The 21,360-nt window shown below is 62.9% G+C and carries 15 protein-coding genes, 2 tRNA genes and 1 rRNA gene; 8 read left to right on the forward strand and 10 right to left on the reverse strand.

Annotated elements, in window-relative coordinates:
* Positions 1-106 precede the first annotated feature (106 nt).
* The 4 genes from FFS30_RS07335 to tyrS form a co-directional block, all read right to left on the reverse strand.
* A tRNA-Ile gene (locus FFS30_RS07335) sits at positions 107-183 on the reverse strand.
* 46 nt (positions 184-229) lie between these two features.
* Positions 230-305, reverse strand: a tRNA-Ala gene (locus FFS30_RS07340).
* Positions 306-402: 97 nt separating this feature from the next.
* Positions 403-1,947, reverse strand: a 16S ribosomal RNA gene (locus tag FFS30_RS07345).
* 671 nt (positions 1,948-2,618) lie between these two features.
* Positions 2,619-3,845 carry a tyrosine--tRNA ligase gene (gene tyrS / locus FFS30_RS07350; RefSeq protein WP_137912400.1) on the reverse strand — a complete coding sequence of 409 codons (1,227 nt, stop codon included), beginning with the start codon at positions 3,843-3,845 and terminating at the stop codon, positions 2,619-2,621.
* Positions 3,846-4,027: 182 nt separating this feature from the next.
* Between tyrS and FFS30_RS07355 the strand changes: the two genes are divergently transcribed.
* Both FFS30_RS07355 and FFS30_RS07360 read left to right on the forward strand, forming a co-directional pair.
* Positions 4,028-5,482 carry a peptidoglycan DD-metalloendopeptidase family protein gene (locus tag FFS30_RS07355; protein WP_249352234.1) on the forward strand — a complete coding sequence of 485 codons (1,455 nt, stop codon included), beginning with the start codon at positions 4,028-4,030 and terminating at the stop codon, positions 5,480-5,482.
* 135 nt (positions 5,483-5,617) lie between these two features.
* Complete coding sequence (locus tag FFS30_RS07360) at positions 5,618-6,742, forward strand: anhydro-N-acetylmuramic acid kinase (protein ID WP_137912401.1); 1,125 nt, start codon at positions 5,618-5,620, stop codon at positions 6,740-6,742.
* On the opposite strand, the gene FFS30_RS07365 is transcribed toward FFS30_RS07360, so the two are convergent.
* Both FFS30_RS07365 and FFS30_RS07370 read right to left on the reverse strand, forming a co-directional pair.
* Positions 6,719-8,113: an MFS transporter gene (locus FFS30_RS07365; RefSeq protein WP_249352236.1), complete on the reverse strand. Its 1,395-nt coding sequence runs from the start codon at positions 8,111-8,113 to the stop codon at positions 6,719-6,721. The two genes, FFS30_RS07360 and FFS30_RS07365, sit on opposite strands and share 24 nt — an antisense overlap.
* On the reverse strand, positions 8,110-8,910 hold the full coding sequence (locus tag FFS30_RS07370) for an exodeoxyribonuclease III (protein WP_137912402.1): 801 nt from the start codon (positions 8,908-8,910) through the stop codon (positions 8,110-8,112). The genes FFS30_RS07365 and FFS30_RS07370 overlap by 4 nt, the downstream gene beginning before the upstream one ends.
* A 119-nt stretch (positions 8,911-9,029) precedes the next feature.
* On the opposite strand from FFS30_RS07370, the gene pyrE reads away from it, so the two are divergent.
* Together pyrE and FFS30_RS07380 are read left to right on the forward strand one after the other, a co-directional pair.
* Positions 9,030-9,677, forward strand: a complete 648-nt coding sequence (gene pyrE / locus FFS30_RS07375; RefSeq protein WP_137912403.1) for an orotate phosphoribosyltransferase — start codon at positions 9,030-9,032, stop codon at positions 9,675-9,677.
* A gap of 64 nt (positions 9,678-9,741) precedes the next feature.
* Entirely contained in the window at positions 9,742-10,383 is a 642-nt protein-coding gene (locus tag FFS30_RS07380; RefSeq protein WP_171014467.1) for a DUF4124 domain-containing protein, read from the forward strand.
* Between the two features lie 45 nt (positions 10,384-10,428).
* On the opposite strand, the gene FFS30_RS24415 is transcribed toward FFS30_RS07380, so the two are convergent.
* From FFS30_RS24415 to coaBC, 3 genes are read right to left on the reverse strand one after another with little or no spacing between them, the layout of a single operon-like run.
* The gene (locus FFS30_RS24415) at positions 10,429-12,864 is read right to left on the reverse strand and encodes a phosphomannomutase/phosphoglucomutase (protein ID WP_283235198.1); all 2,436 of its coding nucleotides are present in this window, start codon (positions 12,862-12,864) and stop codon (positions 10,429-10,431) included.
* 41 nt (positions 12,865-12,905) lie between these two features.
* Positions 12,906-13,361 carry a dUTP diphosphatase gene (gene dut / locus FFS30_RS07390; protein ID WP_137912405.1) on the reverse strand — a complete coding sequence of 152 codons (456 nt, stop codon included), beginning with the start codon at positions 13,359-13,361 and terminating at the stop codon, positions 12,906-12,908.
* The gene (coaBC, locus tag FFS30_RS07395; protein WP_137912406.1) at positions 13,358-14,626 is read right to left on the reverse strand and encodes a bifunctional phosphopantothenoylcysteine decarboxylase/phosphopantothenate--cysteine ligase CoaBC; all 1,269 of its coding nucleotides are present in this window, start codon (positions 14,624-14,626) and stop codon (positions 13,358-13,360) included. Before coaBC ends, dut begins: the two co-directional genes overlap by 4 nt.
* Before the next feature lie 96 nt (positions 14,627-14,722).
* Here coaBC and radC point away from each other — a divergent pair, with 96 nt between their 5' ends.
* From radC to FFS30_RS07410, 3 genes are all read left to right on the forward strand, one after another.
* Positions 14,723-15,397: a DNA repair protein RadC gene (gene radC, locus FFS30_RS07400; RefSeq protein WP_137912407.1), complete on the forward strand. Its 675-nt coding sequence runs from the start codon at positions 14,723-14,725 to the stop codon at positions 15,395-15,397.
* A gap of 781 nt (positions 15,398-16,178) precedes the next feature.
* The gene (locus FFS30_RS07405) at positions 16,179-17,069 is read left to right on the forward strand and encodes a CoA ester lyase (RefSeq protein WP_249352238.1); all 891 of its coding nucleotides are present in this window, start codon (positions 16,179-16,181) and stop codon (positions 17,067-17,069) included.
* Positions 17,070-17,111: 42 nt separating this feature from the next.
* Entirely contained in the window at positions 17,112-19,517 is a 2,406-nt protein-coding gene (locus FFS30_RS07410) for a sodium:solute symporter (RefSeq protein WP_137912408.1), read from the forward strand.
* Between the two features lie 7 nt (positions 19,518-19,524).
* On the opposite strand, the gene FFS30_RS07415 is transcribed toward FFS30_RS07410, so the two are convergent.
* Positions 19,525-20,286 carry a phytanoyl-CoA dioxygenase family protein gene (locus FFS30_RS07415; protein ID WP_137912409.1) on the reverse strand — a complete coding sequence of 254 codons (762 nt, stop codon included), beginning with the start codon at positions 20,284-20,286 and terminating at the stop codon, positions 19,525-19,527.
* Between the two features lie 150 nt (positions 20,287-20,436).
* Here FFS30_RS07415 and FFS30_RS07420 point away from each other — a divergent pair, with 150 nt between their 5' ends.
* On the forward strand, positions 20,437-21,321 hold the full coding sequence (locus tag FFS30_RS07420) for a LysR substrate-binding domain-containing protein (protein ID WP_137912410.1): 885 nt from the start codon (positions 20,437-20,439) through the stop codon (positions 21,319-21,321).
* Positions 21,322-21,360: the final 39 nt, after the last annotated feature.

Below are 21,360 nucleotides of genomic sequence, written 5' to 3' on the forward strand. Positions count from 1 at the left end.
GTCCCAAGTTGTCAAAGAACCTTGTCGAGCTTCAACGCTCGGCAAGAAAAATTCGTTTAGTGTGCAGGCATTCAGAAGATGTTGCTTTCGACGTACTCGTCGAGAGTGGTGGGTCTGGGAGGACTCGAACCACCGGCCTCACCCTTATCAGGGGTGCGCTCTAACCACCTGAGCTACAGACCCAACGATCGAACCATTTCGGTCGATTAAATCTGGGTATTCGCAAAACTGGTGGAGCTGAGCGGGATCGAACCGCTGACCCCCTGCTTGCAAAGCAGGTGCTCTCCCAGCTGAGCTACAGCCCCGGATAGTGCTTGGGCGCCGGGGCCGAAAAGCCCTAGGCCCGAATGCTTCTGAATGCAGGTGTCTTGTGTGGACGCCGTGGAGTGCACGTCGTTCTCGAAAGGAGGTGATCCAGCCGCACCTTCCGATACGGCTACCTTGTTACGACTTCACCCCAGTCATTGACCACTCCGTGGCAAGCGTCCCCCTTGCGGTTAGACTACCTGCTTCTGGAGCAACCAACTCCCATGGTGTGACGGGCGGTGTGTACAAGGCCCGGGAACGTATTCACCGCGACAATGCTGATTCGCGATTACTAGCGATTCCGACTTCACGTAGTCGAGTTGCAGACTACGATCCGGACTGAGAGAGGTTTTCTGGGATTGGCTTCGCCTCGCGGCTTCGCAACCCTCTGTACCTCCCATTGTAGTACGTGTGTAGCCCTGGCCGTAAGGGCCATGATGACTTGACGTCATCCCCACCTTCCTCCGGTTTGTCACCGGCGGTCTCCTTAGAGTTCCCACCATTACGTGCTGGCAACTAAGGACAAGGGTTGCGCTCGTTGCGGGACTTAACCCAACATCTCACGACACGAGCTGACGACAGCCATGCAGCACCTGTGTTCCGATTCCCGAAGGCACTCCCGCATCTCTGCAGGATTCCGGACATGTCAAGGCCAGGTAAGGTTCTTCGCGTTGCATCGAATTAAACCACATACTCCACCGCTTGTGCGGGCCCCCGTCAATTCCTTTGAGTTTCAGTCTTGCGACCGTACTCCCCAGGCGGCGAACTTAACGCGTTAGCTTCGATACTGAGTGCCAAGTTGCACCCAACATCCAGTTCGCATCGTTTAGGGCGTGGACTACCAGGGTATCTAATCCTGTTTGCTCCCCACGCTTTCGTGACTCAGTGTCAGTGCTGGTCCAGGTAGCCGCCTTCGCCACTGGTGTTCCTCCCGATCTCTACGCATTTCACCGCTACACCGGGAATTCCACTACCCTCTACCGCACTCTAGCTTCCCAGTATCCACTGCAATTCCCAGGTTGAGCCCGGGGCTTTCACAGCAGACTTAAGAAACCACCTACTCACGCTTTACGCCCAGTAATTCCGAGTAACGCTTGCACCCTTCGTATTACCGCGGCTGCTGGCACGAAGTTAGCCGGTGCTTATTCCTCTGGTACCGTCAGTCCGCAAAGGTATTAACCTTGCGTGTTTCGTTCCAGATAAAAGTGCTTTACAACCCGAAGGCCTTCTTCACACACGCGGCATTGCTGGATCAGGCTTGCGCCCATTGTCCAATATTCCCCACTGCTGCCTCCCGTAGGAGTCTGGGCCGTGTCTCAGTCCCAGTGTGGCTGATCATCCTCTCAGACCAGCTACAGATCGTCGCCTTGGTGGGCCTTTACCCCGCCAACTAGCTAATCTGACATCGGCTTCTCCAGCCGCGCGAGGTCTTGCGATCCCCCGCTTTCACCGTTAGGTCGTATGCGGTATTAGCGTAAGTTTCCCTACGTTATCCCCCACGACAGGGCAAATTCCGATGTATTCCTCACCCGTCCGCCACTCGCCACCCACAGTATTGCTACTGCTGTGCTGCCGTTCGACTTGCATGTGTTAGGCATGCCGCCAGCGTTCACTCTGAGCCAGGATCAAACTCTTCAGTTGAAATTGCAGTCAACATTGCTGCTGACAAATTACTTTAGAGAGTGAAACCAAGCTTTTTTGATTACTCAAATTTTGATCGATTTCTCGATCGACTTGATGACGCTCTTGATTCGATGGACGTGTTGTCCACCCCAAGGCGCCCACACAAGTCACCTGCGCACACTGTCAAAGATCGAATTCTTGCTTAGCGTTTCCGCTTTCGCGTCCCGAACATTTCGTCCGAGAGAGCCGCCTACTATACAACCATTTTCGAAACCGTCAACACCTTTTTGAAAGTTTTTTTCGAAAAGTTTTGCCGGGATTCCGTCCCTTCGATCTCGCCAGCGGCGGCACCAATCGAAGGGGGGCGAATCTTACACCCGATTTCCGTTTCGTCAACACCCCGAAATCAACTTTCTGCTTCGGCGTTGCTGCGATCCCGGAAGATCGTCCCTTTCGTCTTCCGCCCGCACCGGGCGATCAACTTAGGGCCGCGAATCCTACAACCAATTTTCGATTCGTCAACACCCCGAAATCAACTTTCTGTTTCGGCGTTGCTGCGATCCCTGAAAATCGTCCCTTTCGTCTTCCGCCCGCATTGGACGATCAACTCAGGGCCGCGAATCCTACAACCAATCCTCGATTCGTCAAGCCCTCTCGCGTGCAGTTTTTTTCGCCCGGGATGCGCCTTGCTACGCAGCGACCAAACGCACTCGTGCAAACGAACGCTTGCCTATCTGCAGCAGATGCTCGCCGCCCACCGCGAGCACGCGTTCGCGATCCTCGACGACGGCGCCGTCGATACGCACGGCGCGCTCATTGAGCTTGCGCGCCACTTCGGAATTGCTCGCCGCCAGCTTCGCCGCAACAAACAGCGGCGCAACGCGAATGCCCTCGGCGGGCACCGTGACGTCCTGTAACGGCAGATCAACGTCCACGCGTTGTTCGCGCACCAGCGCGTTCCATTGCTCGATCGCGCGCTCAGCCTCAGCCGCCCCCTGGAAGCGCGCGGCCAATTCACGCGCCAAAGCAAGCTTGGCGTCGCGCGGGTGCAGGCCGCCCGAGGCCACTTCGTTCTTCATCGCCTCGATTTCCCCCGCGGAGCGATCGAGACTCAAAAGCTCGTACCAGCGCCACATCAGCTCGTCGCCGATTTTCATCGTCTTGTTGACGATATCGATCGCCGGCTCGTTGATGCCTATGTAGTTGCCCAGCGACTTCGACATCTTGGCGACGCCGTCGAGGCCTTCGAGCAGCGGCATCGTCAATACGATCTGCGGCAGCTGGCCCGCCTCTTCCTGCAGTTGCCGGCCGACCAGCAAGTTGAATTTCTGATCGGTACCGCCGAGCTCGACGTCGCATTGCAGTGCAACAGAGTCGTAGCCCTGAACGAGCGGATAGAGAAATTCGTGGATCGCGATCGGCTGATTGCCCTTATAGCGTTTGGCGAAATCATCGCGCTCGAGCATGCGCGCGACCGTGTGTTTGGCCGCAAGCTTGATCATGCCAGCCGCATCCATTTTGCCGAACCATTCAGAATTGAAGCGGACTTCGGTTTTTTCCTTGTCGAGCACCTTGAACACCTGGTCCGCATAAGTCCTCGCATTCGCCTCGATATCCTCGCGACTGAGCGGCTTGCGCGTAACGTTCTTTCCGGTCGGGTCGCCGATCATGCCGGTGAAGTCGCCGATCAGGAAAATGACCTGGTGACCGAGGTCCTGGAACTGGCGCATCTTGTTCAGCAATACGGTGTGGCCGAGATGCAGGTCCGGCGCGGTCGGGTCGAAACCTGCCTTGATCCGCAGCGGCCGGCCGAGCTTTAGCCTCGCCTCCAGGTCTTCGCGCTTGATGATTTCGTCGGCGCCGCGGCCGATCAGGTCCAGCGCGGCTTCAATTTCTGGCTTGGTCGTTGCTGACATCGTTTTCCATCCACTTTCAGGCAGAAGTACATCGGTATGAACGACCCGATCCGTTCAGTTTCCGGCGGGTCGAGGTTAAAAAATCATTATTCGAGAAACGTACTAGAACCCCTTGAAAAACAAAGAATTGACGCAAGCTTATCGACTGGATATGGTACGGCCTGTTTTGTCGGAAACCGGCCGTGAACCTGAACAATAACGACTCCGGCGCCCAGGGCGCACCTCATTCCTGCGCCACGCGAATCGACCCGCAGAACGGCGTTGCCGACATCTCCACTGATGCAGCAAAGTGGACTTTTATACAAAACCTGGCGAAGTCGCCACTGTCGTGGCGCCGTCGTCACGTCGTTCTCGCCGGCGCCATCGTCGCCGTGCTGATCGCCGCAGGTGCAACGATTCCGACCTGGGCGGTTGCGATGCGCGACTCGGGCAGCGTTCCGCGCACGACGCTCGATCTTCCGCTGCCGACATTATCGCCAGAAGACGCGGCCCTGTCTGCCGCACTCGATCACGCGAACAGCGATCCTCTGACCGATGACAGCGCATGGCAGGTAGTCAAAGTGAAATCCGGCCAGACACTGGCCGACATCTTCCAACAGCAGGGCCTCAACGCGACCGACTTGGCGCGCCTGCTCGATGAGCCGGGCAACGCATCCTGTCTGCGCAGCATTCATCCGGGCGACGAATTCGCATTCTTGAACAACGACGACGGCTCGCTGCGCGCGATCCGTTTCGACCGCGACGACCGCACGCGCGTCATCGCCAGCTTCCGCACCAACGGCATCAAGCAGATTGAACTTGACCGCAACGTCGAGCGCCGCACCCAGGTCGCTCGCGGCGTCATCGACTCGTCGCTGTTCGGCGCAGGCGAAGAAGCCGGCCTGAGCGACGCGATGGTGCTCAAGCTCGCCAACGCGTTCGGCTACGACATCGACTTCGCCCAGGATCTGCGCCAGGGCGACAGCTTCACCGTGATCTACGACGATGTCTACCGCGAGGGCGAGCGCCTGCGCGACGGCGATATCATCGCCGCGACCTTCGTCAACAAAGGCAAGCGCTATTCGGCGTTCCGCTTCACCAACAGCGCCGGCGAGACCAGCTACTACAGCGCGGAAGGCCGTCCGCTCAAGAAGAGCTTCTTGCGCACGCCGCTCGATTTCACCCGCATCACCTCGTTTTTCTCAGTGGCGCGCATGCACCCGATTCTCGGCACGATGCGCGCGCACAAAGGCGTCGACTACGCGGCGCCGCAGGGCACGCCGATTCGCGCCGCCGGCGACGGCAAGATCGCGTTCCGCGGTTGGCAGCCCGGCTACGGCAACGTCGTTATAGTGCAGCACAACGCGCACAACACGACTCTGTACGGACACATGTCGCGCTTCGGCAATGCCCAGGTCGGCCAGCACGTCGGCCAGGGCCAAACGATCGGTTATGTCGGCATGACGGGCCTCGCCACCGGTCCGCATCTGCACTATGAATTCCGCATCGACGGCCAGCATCGCAATCCGTTGACCGTGACGACGCTGCCGCCGGAACCGCTTCCGGGCGCCGAGCTGGCACGTTTCCGCAGCCAGACACAGTCAATGTTGGCGCGCCTCAACAAGCTGGAAGCCACGCAGCTCGCTTCGGCGAAGTAAACCCGGCGTCTGGCATTGCAGCGTAAAGGCACAAGCGAACGTCGAGGCGACCAATGGGACAGCATTCCCTTTGAAGTGTTCCGACGCGTTCTGCGGGCTTTCTGCAGAGCGTTCGGATTTTGATCGGAAACACGCATGGCCTCGCTCTATCTCGGTCTGATTTCCGGTACCAGCGCCGACGGCATTGATGTCGCGCTGGCCTCGTTTGCGCGCCGACCGAAGCTGCTCGCCAGTTTGACCTTTCCCTATCCGGAAAAACTGCGCCTACGCATCCTCGCGCTCGCCCAGGGCGACGGCCGCATCTCGCTCGATGAGTTCGGCGGCCTCGATGTCGAAATCGCGCGCACATTCGCTGCGGCAGCCCTGAAATTGCTACGCCGGGAAGGTATCGATCCCGATCAGATCCGCGCCCTCGGCTCCCATGGTCAGACCGTGCGCCATCGTCCGCTCGGCGAAGCGCCTTATACGATGCAGCTCGGCGATCCGAACGTCATCGCCGAATTGACCCGGGTGACGACAGTCGCCGATTTCCGCCGCCGCGATCTCGCCGCAGGCGGCCACGGCGCACCACTCGCGCCGGCGTTCCACGCCGCGATGCTCGCAAAGGACAAAAGCACACCGACCAAGGGCAGTCGCGTCGTGCTCAACCTCGGCGGCATCGCCAACATCACGATCCTCTCCGGCGATGGAAAGAAACCGCTGCGCGGCTTCGACACCGGCCCGGCAAGCTGCCTGCTCGACGCATGGGTCGCCAAGCATCTCGATCTGCCTTACGACAAGAACGGTGCCTTTGCCGCGTCGGGCCGCGTCGACGAAACCCTGCTCAAGCGTCTGCTCTCCGATCCGTACTTCGCCGAGCCGCCGCCGAAAAGCACCGGACGCGAAGTTTTCCACCTGACCTGGCTCGCCGAACATCTGCGCGGCCTCGCCATCGCGCCGAAAAACGTCCAGGCCACCCTCGTTGCGTTGTCGGCGCTCACGATCGCCGATGCGATCCGCACACATGCGCGCGACGTGCGCGAAGTCTGGGTCTGCGGAGGCGGCGTGCACAATCCCGTTCTGATGGCGGCGATCGGCGATGCCCTTGCGCCCATTCCGGTCGCCAGCGTCGCCGAAATCGGCATCGATCCCGACTTTGTCGAGGCGATGACGTTCGCCTGGCTCGCGCGCGAGCGCCTCGAAAATCGCGCCGCGCCGAACGTGCACACGGTCACCGGCGCACGCGGACCGCGCGTGCTAGGCGGTATTTACTCGGCCTGAGCGGCGCAGCAGCCACAGCACAAGCAGGATCGCCGGCACTCCGGTCACGGCGGTATAGACAAAAAAGGCCGGATAGCCGAAGTGGTCCACGATCGCGCCCCACTGGCTGGCCAACGACTTCGCCGGCAGGCTCCAAAGCGTGCCGAATAGCGCGTACTGCGTGGCCGTATAGGCCACATTGGTCAGCGACGACATAAAAGCGATGAACGCGGTGCCGGCAATGCCATTGGCGATATTGTCGAGACTGACCATCGCCGTCAGCCAGATGCGATCCGGTTCGAGCACATGTTTCGGATCTGCCGCATGCTGGGCGAGGAAGGACGCGAGCTGGTCGGCCGAGTAGGCATAGAGCAGATTGGCGCACGACAACAGGACAACGCCGAGCAGCAAAGTCGCCGGAATACCGATGCGTTTGACCAGATAGCCGGCCAGGATCGCGCCACCGAGCGTCAGCGCCACACCGTAGCCCTTCGAGATCAGCGCAATGCTGTCGAGCGTGTAGCCGAGATCGACGTAGAACGGAATCGCCGCGACGCCCATCGTGGTGTAGTTGAGCCGATAGGTGACGATGAGCGCGAGCAGCGGCACGGCGACACGCCAGCCGTTGCGCGTGAAGAAATCGACGATCGGGCTGACAATCGCGCCGAGCAGCCATGCCGCCACACTGCGCAATGCGGCCGGCCAGTGCGCGGAACGTTCGAGGAAGGCAACGACGCGCGCCTCCTGCGCCTTCGTTGCGCGCGAAACCGGCGCCTGCGGTTCGCGCATGAACAGAATCGTCAGCGGCCCGATGGCGAAACAGAGGGCCATGATCAGATAAGCCGTGGTCCAGCCGCTTTTCGACGCCGCGTACAGCGCGCCCGCGCCGCCGGTGATCAGTGCGCATTGATAGCCGACCTGATACGCGGCTGCGAGCGCACCCTGCCATTGCGGCTCGGCGGAATCGATGCGATAGGCGTCGAGCGCGATATCCTGCGTCGCCGAGGCGAAGGCGGTGATCACCGCGAACAAGGCAATGCTCTCGGCGTGTGCGGTCGGATCGGTCAGCGCCATGGCGACGATGCCGAACAGGATGCCGAACTGGGCAAGCAGCATCCAACTGCGGCGGCGGCCGAGCCGGCCCAACAGCGGCAGGGCTAGTCGGTCGACGATCGGCGACCAGAGGAACTTGAGCGAGTAGGCCAGGCCGACCAGACTGAAGTAGCCGATCGTGGTGCGGTCAATGCCGCCCTGGCGCAGCCGTGCCGACAGCGTCGTCAGCACAAGCGGAAACGGCAGGCCGGCCGCGAAACCGAGCAGCAACATCGCGCGCACGTCGGCGCGCGCGTAATCGCCGAGCGCGGCGCGCCAACGCTGCAGCAGTTCGCTCACTTGTATTCGACGAGAAACGGCGCGTGGTCGGAGAAACGCGGCGCCGGCGTGACCGCGCAGGATTTCACGCGCTCGCGCAGACCGGGCGTGATGATCTGGTAGTCGATGCGCCAACCGACGTTGTTTGCGCGCGCGCCGCCGCGGTTCGACCACCAGGTGTACTCAACCGTATCGGGCTTGGCGACGCGAAACGCATCATGCCAACCGGTTTTCGGCGGCGTGCTCGCGCCGTCGCCGTGCGCGTCGGCGATGAGGCCGTTGAGCCAGTTGCGCTCCTCGGGCAGGCAGCCGGAATTCTTCTGGTTCGAGGACCAGTTCTTGATGTCGTTCTTCGCGCGCACGATGTTCCAGTCGCCGCAGAGCACGTAGTCGCGCCCCGACTTGAGCCATTCCGCGAAGATCGGCTTGAGCCAGTCCATCACCTGGAATTTGAACCCCTGGCGTTCCTCGCCCGAGGAACCGGACGGGATATAGAACGACACCACGCTGAGCTTGCCGTAGCGCGCTTCGATGTAGCGGCCTTCGTCGTCGAACGGCGCCCAGCCGAGCGCGGTGCGCACCTCGTCCGGCTCGCGTTTCGAATAGATCGCGACGCCGGAATAGCCTTTCTTCGTCGTCGCGTCACGGTAAAAACAATGATGTCCGTCCGGACGGAACATCGGATCACTGAGCTGATCCTCCTGCGCCTTGGTTTCCTGCAGGCAGACGACGTCGGCATTCTGCGTCTTCAACCAGTCGAAGAACCCCTTGTTCGCGGCGGAACGGATGCCGTTGGCATTGAAGGTGAGGATTTTCACGAGGATCGGAATTCGGAGAGCGGGAACCAAAGCGTAGCCGATTCGCGCGGCCTGTGCGCAGCGACAGAACGGCGTCTTTCTTTTACGATTCCCGCTCCCGATTCCCGACTCCGGCCGCGATGAAACCCCACCAGCAATCCTTCCTCGAATTGGCCCTGGCCAAGAACGCGCTGCGCTTCGGCGAATTCACGCTCAAATCGGGCCGCATCAGCCCGTATTTCTTCAACGCAGGCATGATTGATTCTGGCGCCGCGCTGGCGACGCTCGGGCAAGCGTATGCGCAGGCCGCGCTCGAATCGGGCATCGAGTTCGACATGCTGTTCGGCCCGGCCTACAAGGGTATTTCCCTCTCGACGGCGACCGCGATCGCCCTGGCCGGCTCGGCTGGGCGCGATGTGCCCGTCGCGTTCAACCGCAAGGAGGCGAAGACCCACGGTGAGGGCGGTGTCGTCATCGGTGCGCCGCTCCAAGGCCGCGTGTTGATCGTCGACGACGTGATCACCGCGGGCACGGCGATCCGCGAATCGCTCGCCCTGATCGCCGCGCAGGGCGCGACCGCCGCGGGCATTCTGATCGCGCTCGACCGCCAGGAACGCGGCCAGGGAGCGCTGTCGGCGGTGCAGGAAGTCGAACGCGAGTTCGGCATCCCCGTGATCGCCATCGCGCGCCTCGCCGAACTGTTCGGACTGATTGCCGCACGTCCCGAATTGTCCGTGCACCGCGAGCGCATGGAGGCCTATCGGCAGGCGTATGCGGCAAAAGAATGATGCGGCAACATGCGCGAATCGATCGCCTGGGATCGAGTATGCTGCGCGAAACGGGGATTCCTTCATGCGACTGACCACCACTTTGGCCTTGACGCTTGTCTTCACTGCGTCGCAGGCTTTTGCGCAAGAGAGCGGCACGCACAACCGCTACCGCTGGACCGACGCGCGCGGCGTCGTGCAGTACGCCGATTCGCCGACACCCGAAGCGCTGCGTGCAGGCTATGACGTGATCGACTCACGCGGCCGCGTGGTCAAGCACGTCGACCACGTGAAAACCGCTGAGGAAAAGAAATCGGACGCCAGGACCGCGGCTTCGCTGGCCCAGGAGAAGCAGCACGCCGCCGATGTCGAACAGGCCGATCGGCAGTTACTGCAGGCCTACCCATCCGAGGACGCTCTGATCGAAGCGCAGAAGAAGCGCATCGCCGCGATCGACCTGGACGTCGCCAATGTCAAGGTCAGTCAAGCCGACCAGGAGAAGAGCCTCGCCGAACAGTTGCTCTATGCTTCGACCTTCGAGCGCGACGGCAAACCCGTGCCTGCGCCGGTCAAGCAACAGATCGAGACCTTGCGCACGAATGTCGAAGGGCAGAAGAAATTCATCGCCGACAAACTCGCGCTGCGCGCGGCGACAGAGCAAAAGGGCCAAGCCGAGCTGCTGCACTATCGCGAGCTACGCGCGCAACAGGCGAAACCCGCGGACTGACACTGAGCGGCGCCGCGATCGAAATGATCGCGGCGCGGAAGCGCGTTAGAACGGCAACTTCAGCTTCGGATTGATCGTGAGCAGTTGCGCACGGAAAACATTCTGCACGCGCTTGAGCGCTTCCATATTCTCCGCATCGAAGCGCAGAACCAGGACCGGCGTCGTGTTCGACGCGCGCACGAGGCCCCAGCCGTCCGGCCAGTCGGCGCGCACGCCGTCGATCGTGTTGATGTGGGCGCCCTCGAACTTCGCTTCCTTCTGGAAACGCTCGATGAATTTGTAGTGCTCGCCCTCGGCCAGCTCAATCTTGAGTTCCGGCGTCGAAACACTGTTCGGCAGCGACTCGAACACTTCCTGCGGCATGCGCTGCTGCGCGTCGCCGGACAGAATCTCGAGCAGACGCGCGCCCGCATAGAGGCCATCGTCGAAACCGTACCAGCGCTCCTTGAAGAAGAAGTGCCCGCTCATCTCGCCAGCCAGCGCCGAGCCCGTCTCGCGCATCTTGCCCTTGATCAGCGAGTGCCCAGTGCGCCACATCAGCGGCGTACCGCCTGCTGCCTCGATCACGGGCGCCAGCTTGCCGGTGCATTTCACGTCGTAGATGATCGTCGCGCCCGGATTACGCGAGAGCACGTCCTGCGCGAACAGCATCAGGGTGCGATCGGGGAAGATCACTTCGCCCGCAGGCGTAACCACACCGAGACGATCGCCGTCGCCGTCGAAGGCGATGCCGAGGTCGGCCTTGATCTGTTTGACCGTCAGGATCAGGTCTTCGAGATTGTGCAGATCGGACGGATCGGGGTGGTGGTTCGGGAAATTGCCGTCGACTTCGCAAAACAGCGGCACGACGTCGGCGCCGATGCGCTCGAACAGCTGCGGCGCGATCGCGCCCGGTATGCCGTTGCCGCAGTCGATAACGATCTTGAGCGGACGATGCAGGCGCACGTCGCCGGCGATGCGCTCGATATAGTCCTGGCTCAGGTCGCGCTTCTCGAGCATGCCTGCGCCGCTCGTAAAGTCTTTCTCGACGATGCGCGTATACAGCTTCTGGATCGCGTCTTCGGCCAGCGTCTCGCCGCCGAGCACGATCTTGAACCCGTTGTAGTCGGGCGGATTGTGGCTGCCGGTGACCATGACGCCCGAGCCGAGCTCGAGGTGATGCGTGGCGAAGTACAGCACCGGCGTCGGCGCGGCGCCGATGTCGGTAACGTGCGCGCCGCTCGCGCGCAGGCCTTCGATCAGCGCGGCGGACAGGCTCGGCCCGGACAAACGCCCGTCGCGGCCGACCGCGATGGTGCTCAGGCCGCGGCTCGCCATTTCGCTGCCGATCGCGCGGCCGATCAGGCGCGCGACATCGGCATTCAAGGTTTTGCCGAGCACGCCGCGGATATCGTAGGCGCGGAACATGCTGCGGCTGACGTGAACATCTTTTTCTTCGACCGCTTCGGGGCGGGCGGATTGAGTCTGGGGTGCGGACATCGGCACGGTTTCCTGTGGTAGTTCTTCCATGGCGTTCACACTCCCGGCCTGCTTGCGCCGCAACATCGAATCGAACGCCTCGCGCCAGCCGACCAGGCGAGCGTAGAACATTATTCCGCCGGCAAAGAGTGCCAGCAAGGCGAGCAACCCACAGACAACCAGACTGTGTGGGGCGACGATCAGCGACGAAGGCTTCACGAAGCCGACACGAAACAGGCTGTTCGCTATCGGTTTGCCGACATTGTCCACCACATCGCCGGCTGCTGAACCGACGCTCGCCAGCACCAGATCGTTGCCGCCGGTGCCTTGACGCAGCTCGAGTTTGCCGGCGCCGGGATCGACTTTGCGAAACGCCGCGGTCACCAGATCGAACGGCAGTTCGGCGTAGGCGTAAGCGACAATCTGCTTTTCAAGCATCACCGGCTGCGCGAACACGAGTACGCGTTTACCGCCTTCGCTCATCATCGATTGCGCCGGCGCAGGCTCATGCGTGCGGCTGGCCTGCACGAGCATGGCCGAGCGCGCGTAGCCGGTCTTGGCGAAGTCGCTCGTCAGTACGTCGGAGATGTCGGGACGGTGGAAATAGATGCCGGCCAGCTCGGGCAGCGCCTGCTTCGCGGCTTCGCTCGCCGCGGCATGGCCGTCTTCCCAGGATTGCGCGAGCGGCGCCGTGACCGCTTCGCTCGCCAGCACCTGCTGCAGCCGCACGCGCGCGTCGGTCAGCGTTTGGCTTACGACCTTGATTTCGCTGTCACGCGCGGCGCTGATTTGTGCCTCGTCGTCCTGCTCGGTATAGACGAGCCATGCCTGCCAGACGAAGAACGCGCCGAGTATCCACAGCAGCATCGCGCCGACCAGCATTGCATATCGGCTCAGTCCGATATTTTCGGAACGCTCCCTTCGCGGAGGCGGCGCCGGAGCGCTCTCGGGCACCGGTGCGGCACCTTCGAGTTCGGCGTCGGGTAAAACTTCGGGTTTCTTTCTCGCAAGCCAGCTTCCCATGCTCGATTCCCCCAGTTTCATGCCGGGGCGACAGCGGCGCGTTACGCGCTGCCGGAGTGGCCGAATCCGCCGATGCCGCGTTCACTGGCATCGAAGTTCTCGACCACACGAAATCGCGCATGCGCGACGGGCATGAAAACCAGTTGCGCGATACGTTCCCCCGGCGCGATGGTATATGCAGCTGCAGAGCGATTCCAGCACGAAATCATCAACGGACCCTGGTAGTCGGCGTCGATCAAACCGACGAGGTTGCCGAGTACGAGACCGTGTTTGTGACCCAGTCCCGATCTCGGCAAAATAACCGCGCAGTAGCTCACATCTCCGATATGAATGGCGATGCCGGTAGGGACCAAAACGGTCGCGCCGGGCTCCAGCGTCAGCGGCGAATCGAGCGCGGCGCGCAAGTCCATGCCGGCCGAACCGGACGTGGCCTGCGAGGGCAGCGGAATCTCATTGCCAAGACGCGGATCGAGGATCTTCAGCTCGACGTCGATCATCGCGACGCCCGCTTTGCGGCGGCGCGCGGTGTTTTCTTCGCGGACGGATTGCGCCCGGCATAACTCTCGGCGACGCGCGCGACCAACTGGCGCGCGAGTTCGAGTTTGTCGGCACGCGCCAGACGCTCGGCGCCGTCGCGCGAAATCAAAAGGATTTCGTTTTCGCGTGCGTCGAAACCCTCGCCTTCGCCGACCTTGTTCGCGGCGATCAGGTCGAGTTTCTTGCGTTCGAGCTTGGCACGCGCGTAGTTCTCGACGTTCTGCGTCTCGGCGGCGAAGCCAACGACGAACGGCCGCTGCTTCAACGCAGCGACGCCGGCGAGGATGTCCGGGTTTTCATTCAAGGTGAGGGTCAACGCGTTGCCGGTCTTTTTGAGCTTGTGCGCCGCGATCTCCTGCGGGCGGAAATCGCCGACCGCGGCGGCCGCTATATAAATGTCGCTCGTCGGTGCGCGCGCCATCACCGCCTCGCGCATGTCGCGCGCGCTGCGCACGTCGACGCGCGCAACGCCGGCCGGCGTCGGCAAGTGTACGGGACCGGCCACGAGTTCGACGCTGGCACCCTGCTCGACCGCTGCCTGCGCGACGGCAAAGCCCATGCGCCCCGAACTGCGATTGCCGATAAAGCGCACCGGATCGATATCTTCGAAAGTCGGTCCCGCGCTGACCAGGACACGCTTGCCGGTGAGCAGCTTCGGGCCATGCAGCGCGGCGAGTTCGGCGACGATCTGCGGCGGCTCGAGCAATCGGCCGGGACCGGATTCCGGCTCGGCCATCGGACCGTCGGCCGGACCGAAGAAATTCACGCCGCGTGCGCGCAGTGCGGCGACGTTGGCTTGGGTCGCCGCGTGTGCCCACATGCGCAGGTTCATCGCCGGCGCGATCGCGACCGGAGCGAGACTCGCGAGATACAGGGTGGTCAACAGATCGTCGGCGAAACCGTGGGCAAGCCGCGCAATCAGGTCGGCGCTCGCCGGCGCAATGAGAATGCGCTGCGCCCAATGCGCGAGTTCCAGATGACCCATCGCAGCTTCGGCGTTCTCGTCCCACAGACTCGTGCGCACGGGCTGGCCCGACAGCGCCTGGAACGTCAGCGGCGTGACGAAGCGCGCCGCGTTTTCAGTCAGCACGACGCGCACGTCCGCACCGGCGTCGCGCAAGCGGCGCACGAGTTCGCAGGCTTTGTACGCCGCTATGCCGCCGGAAACACCGAGCAGCACGCGCAGGCCGGCGAGTCCGTTTCGAGCTTCTTGCTGCTGCGCCATGTAGGAGATCCAAGGACGACGAAATGCGCTTATAGCTTACCGGAATTTGCATCGCCCCCGGCTGTGCGAGCCGGCATATCGACCCAAACTTTCGCCATGACAATCCTCAACTGGCCTGCCGAAGAACGTCCGCGCGAGAAGCTCCTGGCGCGCGGTGCCGCCGCCCTCTCCGATGCGGAACTGATCGCGATTTTTCTCGGCAGCGGCCGCCGCGGCCGCAGTGCGGTCGATCTCGGCCGCGACCTGCTGAGCCGCGACGGCGGATTGAAGTCGCTGCTCGAACTCGATGCGGCCGAGCTGTCGGCGCTGCCGGGCCTCGGTGCGGCAAAGGCCTGCCGCCTGCATGCCGCACTCGAACTCGGGCGACGCTACCTCGCCGTCGATCTCGATCGCCCGCATGCCTTGTCCAATCCGCTCGCCTGCGCCGAATTCGTGCGCGCCAGGCTCGGCAGGTATCCGTACGAGGTCTTCGCCTGCCTGTTTCTCGACAGCCGCAATCGCATGATCGCGTTCGAGGAGTTGTTCCGCGGCTCGGTCAACGGCACGAGTGTGCATCTGCGCGAAGTCGTGCGCCGCTGTATCGCGCACAATGCCGCGGCAGTGATCTTCGCCCACAACCATCCGTCGGGCATCGCCGAACCGAGCCAGGCCGACAAGGAAGTCACGGTGGAATTGAAGCGTGCGTTGCGACTGATCGACGTGCGCGTGCACGATCATCTAATCGTCGGCGCGACCACGACGACTTCTCTGGCACAGGCCGGCTTTATCTGACGCGCAATTCGTGCGGCCGCGCTGCGCAGCCCCCATCGAGAGCGGGCGAGACGTCGAAGGCGAAGAGCGAAAGATGAAAACGACGGTGCAACGATCCTTGTGCACGCGCCGTTTTCGGGCGTCCCGAACAGACGTTTTCGCGAGAACCAGTCTCGGAACATAGCGCGAGCAAGCCGCTCGAATCGCTTGGCGGCATGGCCGCAGTTCCGTGATGAATTCAAAAAGACTCAGGCGTCGGTACATCCTTGTCGGCCATCCTTGCAGCCATTCCGCAACGTGCGCATCCCGCACGCCACGTCGCTCCTTGAACCTTGTTGCGACGCCTGACCCGAGCAAGATTACGCATGCTTTGTTGCCGAATTCTTACGCCGGCTCAGACGTTTAGCGGGTGGATTTATACACAATGCAGCATTCGCCGCATTTGCTGCGTTTTACACTGAGGTTACCGTTAAAAGACATGTATTAAACCCATGAATATCATGTAGTTACACGGGAAATTGGCAGTTCCGGCCGACTGAACATCTGCCTAACCGATTTCCGCAACGCGTGCAAGGGGTTGGGCTATACACAAAGTTATCCACAGGCTGTGGAAATTCGTGCCAAGAGGAACCGGCCGGCAAAAGCCGTCGGCTCGGCAGTGGAAATCGGCCGCGACGGGAAGCGCGCCATACGGATCAGCATGGACGCCTCCGCGAATTCCTCAGGGCTGGGCGAGTTTGTACCGCCCCCGATCGCAAGGAAAAGTTGCGTCTGAAAATGCGCGCGCGGATTCTTTTCCCCTATGGCCGCGCCCAAACTGCGCGGCATGACGCCCTGGATTCGCAGCAAATTGTTTCTTCCCGGCTCACGCCCCGAGCTGTTCGCCAAGGGCCTTGCCGGGGAGGCCGATGCGCTTTCCTTTGATCTCGAAGACGCGGTGCCCGACGACGGCAAGGCCGCCGCGCGTGCCTGTGTGGCCGAATGCGTGCGCTCACCCGTCACGCGCGCCGCGGGCAAGCTCGTGATCGTGCGCGTCAACGCCCTGGGCACGCCGCATTTCGTCGACGACATCAAGGCGCTCGCCGTGGCCGGCGTCGATCTGATCAATCTGCCCAAATGCGAATCGCCCGACGAACTGCGCGCCGCGGCCGCCGCGATCGCGCATGTGGAGTCGTCGAATGCGACCGAAGCGCCGATCGGCCTGCTCGTCAACATCGAGAGCGCGAAAGGACTACGCCTCGCCGCGCAGATCGCCGCGGCGCACCCGCGCGTGCGCGGGCTGCAGCTCGGCCTCGGCGACCTGTTCGAGCCGCTCGGCGTCGCCCGGCGCGATGCGCTCAACGTACACGCCGCGATGTTCGCCCTGCGTCTCGCCGCGGGCGAAGCGGGGGTATTCTGTCTCGACGGCGCGTTCTCCGACCTTGGCGACGACGAGGGTTATCGCGCCGAAGCACGCATGGCGCAGAGCCTGGGTTTCGTCGGCAAGACCTGCATTCATCCGAAACAGGTGCCGCTGGCCAATGCCGCGTTCACCGCGAAGGCGGACGACATCGAATTGGCGCGGCGCATCGTCGCCGCGGCGCACGAGGCGACAGCACAGGGCCGCGGCGCCTTCGTCGTCGACGGCCGCATGATCGACCCGCCGTTTTTGCGGCGCGCCGAAGCGATACTTGCCGCAACGCGCACGCCTTAGCGACTCGCGGCGCGAAAAAAGAACAAAGATGGGGAGAGGTTTTTGATTCCGACGTTTCGTTCGCTGTTCGCCCGCCTGCCGAACTGGGCCGCCTGCGTTTTCCTGCTCGGCTTCGCCGTGCCGGCCGCTGCCGAGAATCTGACCACGATCAAGACCGGCGCTCTGCCGGCATTGAACGACGCCGGCCCGCTGATCGGCCTCGCCGCGATCGACGCGCGGCCGCTCGTCGTGACCGCGAACGGCGCATATGTGCTCGGCGCGGACCGCAAAGCCTGGCAGCGTGTCGATACCGGCACAACACCTCCGGCCGCCGTGCGCGATCTTGCCAGCGACGGCACGCGCACGTTCGCGCTGACCGGCAGCGCTACAGCGACCGGCGTCGCCCAGTGGTCGCTCGACGGCAACACGCTCAAGTCGCGCGAACTACCGCCGCCGTCCGCGGCGCTCAGCCAGGCGCATATGGCGTTCAAGGGCGACGCGATCGTCGTCGCCGGACTCGACGCGAACGGCAAGAACGTCGCCCTGCAGCTCTCGCCGCTCGCGAAAGATCCGCAATGGCAGACCCTGCCCGAACCTCCCGCCGGCAACACGAGTTCGATCGCGCTGCAGACTTCGGCCGTGTTCGTCACCGAGCCCGTGCCGGGCGATGCCAGCGATCGCCTCTGGCGCTGGTCGGCCGACAAAGGCTGGAAGGACGTCTCCGTCGCGCCGGGCAAAATCGTGCCGGGCTCCGCGCGCGCGATCGGCCAGGCGACCGTGCTCTATCTGGTCCGCGACGACACCGCGACGAAGATGGTCAGCTATCACACCATCACCGGCGCCTGGGCCAAGCTCGCCGAAGCCGGCGCGGCCGATGCAAACGGCGCGGCCGCATGGAACAACGGCATGTTCTGGACGCACGCCGATGCGAACGGCGCATTCGCGTTCGGTTACGCCGAAATCGAAGCGGGCAAGGCGCTGCTCAAATGGCTCGACTGGGTCGTCATCGTCGTCTACCTCGCCGGCATGATCGGCATCGGCATGTACTTCTACCTGCGCGACAAGAACGCCTCGACCTCGGAATTCTTCGTCGGCGGCCGCAGCATCCCATTCTGGGCCGCCGGCGTCAGCCTGTACGCCGCGAACACCAGCTCGATCAGCTTCATCGCGATCCCAGCCAAGGCGTTCGAGACGAACTGGACCTACATGGCGAACAACCTCACCGCGGTGATCGGCCTCGTCTTCGTCGCCATCTGGATCGTGCCGCTGCTGCGTCGGCTCGACCTGATGAGCGTGTTCTCCTACCTGGAGACGCGCTTCCACCCGGCCATACGCATGCTCGCCAGCGCGCTGTGCATCGCGATGCAGCTCGGCAGCCGCATGAGCGTGATCCTGTTTCTGCCGGCGCTCGCGATCGCCACGATCACCGGTATCGATGTGACCTGGAGCATCCTGCTGATGGGCGGCTTCACCATCGTCTACACCGCGCTCGGCGGCATGAAGGCGGTGATCTGGACCGACTTCGTCCAGGTGATCGTGAAGATGGGCGGCGCGGTCTTCGCGATCCTCTTCATCATCTGGCAGCTCAAGGGCGGCTTCGGCGAGTTCGTCTCGACCGCGCTCGCCGAGGACAAGACCAAACTGTTCGACTTCAGCTTCGACCTGACCAAGGCGACGGTATGGGGATTTCTGTTCCTCGTGCTGTTCGAGGTCGTGCTGACCTTCCCGAAAGACCAGGTGCTGATGCAGCGCGTGCTCTCGACCAAGTCGGACAAGGAAGCCGGCCGCTCGATCTGGGCGCTGGCCGTGATCATGATCCCGGGCGGCTTCGTCTTCTACACGATCGGCACCGCGCTGTTCGTCTACTACAAGACCCACCCGGAGCGCATGAATCCGCTGTTGCCGATCGACGCGACGTTTCCGCTGTTCATCGCCTCGGAACTGCCGACCGGCGTGACCGGCCTGATCATCGCGGGCATCTTCGCCGCGGCCATGGCGACGCTGTCGGGCATCATGAACTCGGTCGCGACCCTGGCCTCGGTCGATTTCTACGAGAAGATCGTCAAACAACCCGATTCGCGCAAGAGCGTGCGCTTCGCCGAGATCATGACCGTGGTCGCCGGCCTCGTCGGCATCGGCATGGCGCTGCTGCTCTCACGCTACGACATCCATTCGCTGTTCGATGTTTCGATCGAACTCGCCGGCCTGCTCGGCGGCGGCTTCGGCGGCGCCTATACGCTCGGCATGTTCACGCGCCGCGCTAATGCGCCCGGCGTCGCGATCGGCATCGCCGCAAGCATGGCGCTGACCCTCGGCGTATGGTCGCTGCACATCGTGCACCCGTACTTCTATCTCGCCATCTCGATCCTGCTGTGCATCGTGATCGGCTATCTTGCGAGTCTCTTGTTCCCGCCGCCGACGCGTTCGCTCGACGGCTTGACCATCTACACCCGGCCGAAGCGCAGTTGAGGATCGCCTACATGCCGACCGCGGTACGCTCGCCGGTGCGCTGGTTCACTTTGACCCGCCAAGAATAATGATCGCCCGAGCCGCCCGTGCCGACCGCCTGCAGATGATTGGTCACCGCCTTGCGCCAGGCCGGGCCGTCGTTGGCGCCGCTCATATGCGGCGTCTTCGAGTGATGAAAGGCCACGTCGCCGCGCGCCATCGGACACGGCACGTCGAAAGTCTCGTCCACCTCGCAGGTCAGCAGGTCGCTTTGCATGCCTTCGACCAAGTGATGCGGCAGCACGCCGAGCTTGTGTCCGCCGTCGATGAAGTGCATGCAGCCGTTGACGGTATCCACGGCTTGCAGCGGAATCCAGCCGGTGATGCCGCGGTCGGCGAGATTGCGGCCCCAATAGCCTTCGTCCTGGTGCCAGAAGGTCGGCGCGCTGTTACCGGGCGGCTTGCCGAGAAATTGGTCGTACCAGAACTCCATATCCAGATCCATCAGGCTGCCGGCGAACACGGCCAGCCATTGCCGGTATCTGGCCGCGGCGATGTCCTTCCATACCAGGGTCGGCGTGGATTGCACGATGCGGAACGAGCGATTCTCGCGGCTTTCCTTGGCGTCCCAGGCCCAATCGTTGGCGAGCTCGTGCTTCTGCGCGATAAGCTCGTCGCAGTATTTTTCCAGTTCGTCCAGATCCGCTTGCGGAATCGCGTTTCTGACGACGAGGTATCCGTGCTCGCGGAAGAACGCGATCTGTTCGGCGTTGGCTTGCGGGTAGCTCATGATGTTCTCGGAAGGCGGCGCGCACGACGTGACGCGTGCGCGGATTCTTCGCCTGCGCAGCGCACGCAACAATGCCGCCGCGCTATCTTCAAACGATATTCCCGCTAAGGTTTACTGCGCAGATGCGCGCTCTTCGTTCAAGGTGAAACCGTGGATACTCTGTTTCTCAACACGTTCGTCAGTGTGGTCGAGCGCGGCTCGATGGCCGCCGCGGCGCGCGTGCTCGACATCACCCCGGCCGCGGTCGCGCAACAGATCCGCACGCTGGAGCGCGAGATCGGCGTACCGCTGATCGCGCGCGTCGGACGCACGGTCAGCGTGACCGAGGAAGGCGCGCGCATCCTCGACCGCGCACGCGGCCTGCTGCGCGACGTCGCCGACCTGCGCAGCATCGCCAACGACAGCGCGGTCTCGGGCGAACTGCGCCTCGGCGCGTGCCCGACCGCGCTCGCGGGCATGCTGCCCGATATCCTCGCGCGCATGGTCGCGAAGTTTCCGCAGATCAACGTGTTCATCCGCCCCGGCTATTCGGCCGAACTCTACCGCGCCGTCGAGAACGGCGATCTCGACGCGGCGCTCGTGCTGCAGGCGCCGTACGCGCTGCCGAAGACCTGCGACTGGCTGCTGCTGCGCGAAGAGCCGCTCGTCGTCATCGCGCCAAAGAAATTCGCCGGGCGCGATCCGCACGAGCTGCTCGCGCACGAACCGCTGATCCGCTACGACCGCAACCAGTGGGGCGGCCGCCTCGCCGACACCTACCTGCGCAACAACGGCATCGTGCCGCGCGAGCGCTTCGAGCTGAACGCGCTCAATGCGATCGCGGTGATGGTCGACCGCGGCCTCGGCGTGTCGATCGTGCCCGACTACGCACAGCCGTGGCCCGAAGGCCTGCAGCTCGTGCGCATGCCGCTGCCGCAGCCGAGCGAACCGCGCCGCATCGGCACGGTCTGGTCGCGCTCCACCGTGCGCATCCGCCTCGTCACCGTCCTGCTCGCCGAGGCGCGCGCGGCGATGACAACAAAAAGTAGAGTCTGAACATAGGCGCGGGCGATTCTTCCGCCTCGGGCGAACGCC

Origin of the sequence: Rudaea sp. 3F27F6 (assembly GCF_005503555.1) — a bacterium.
Taxonomy (GTDB): domain Bacteria; phylum Pseudomonadota; class Gammaproteobacteria; order Xanthomonadales; family Rhodanobacteraceae; genus Rudaea.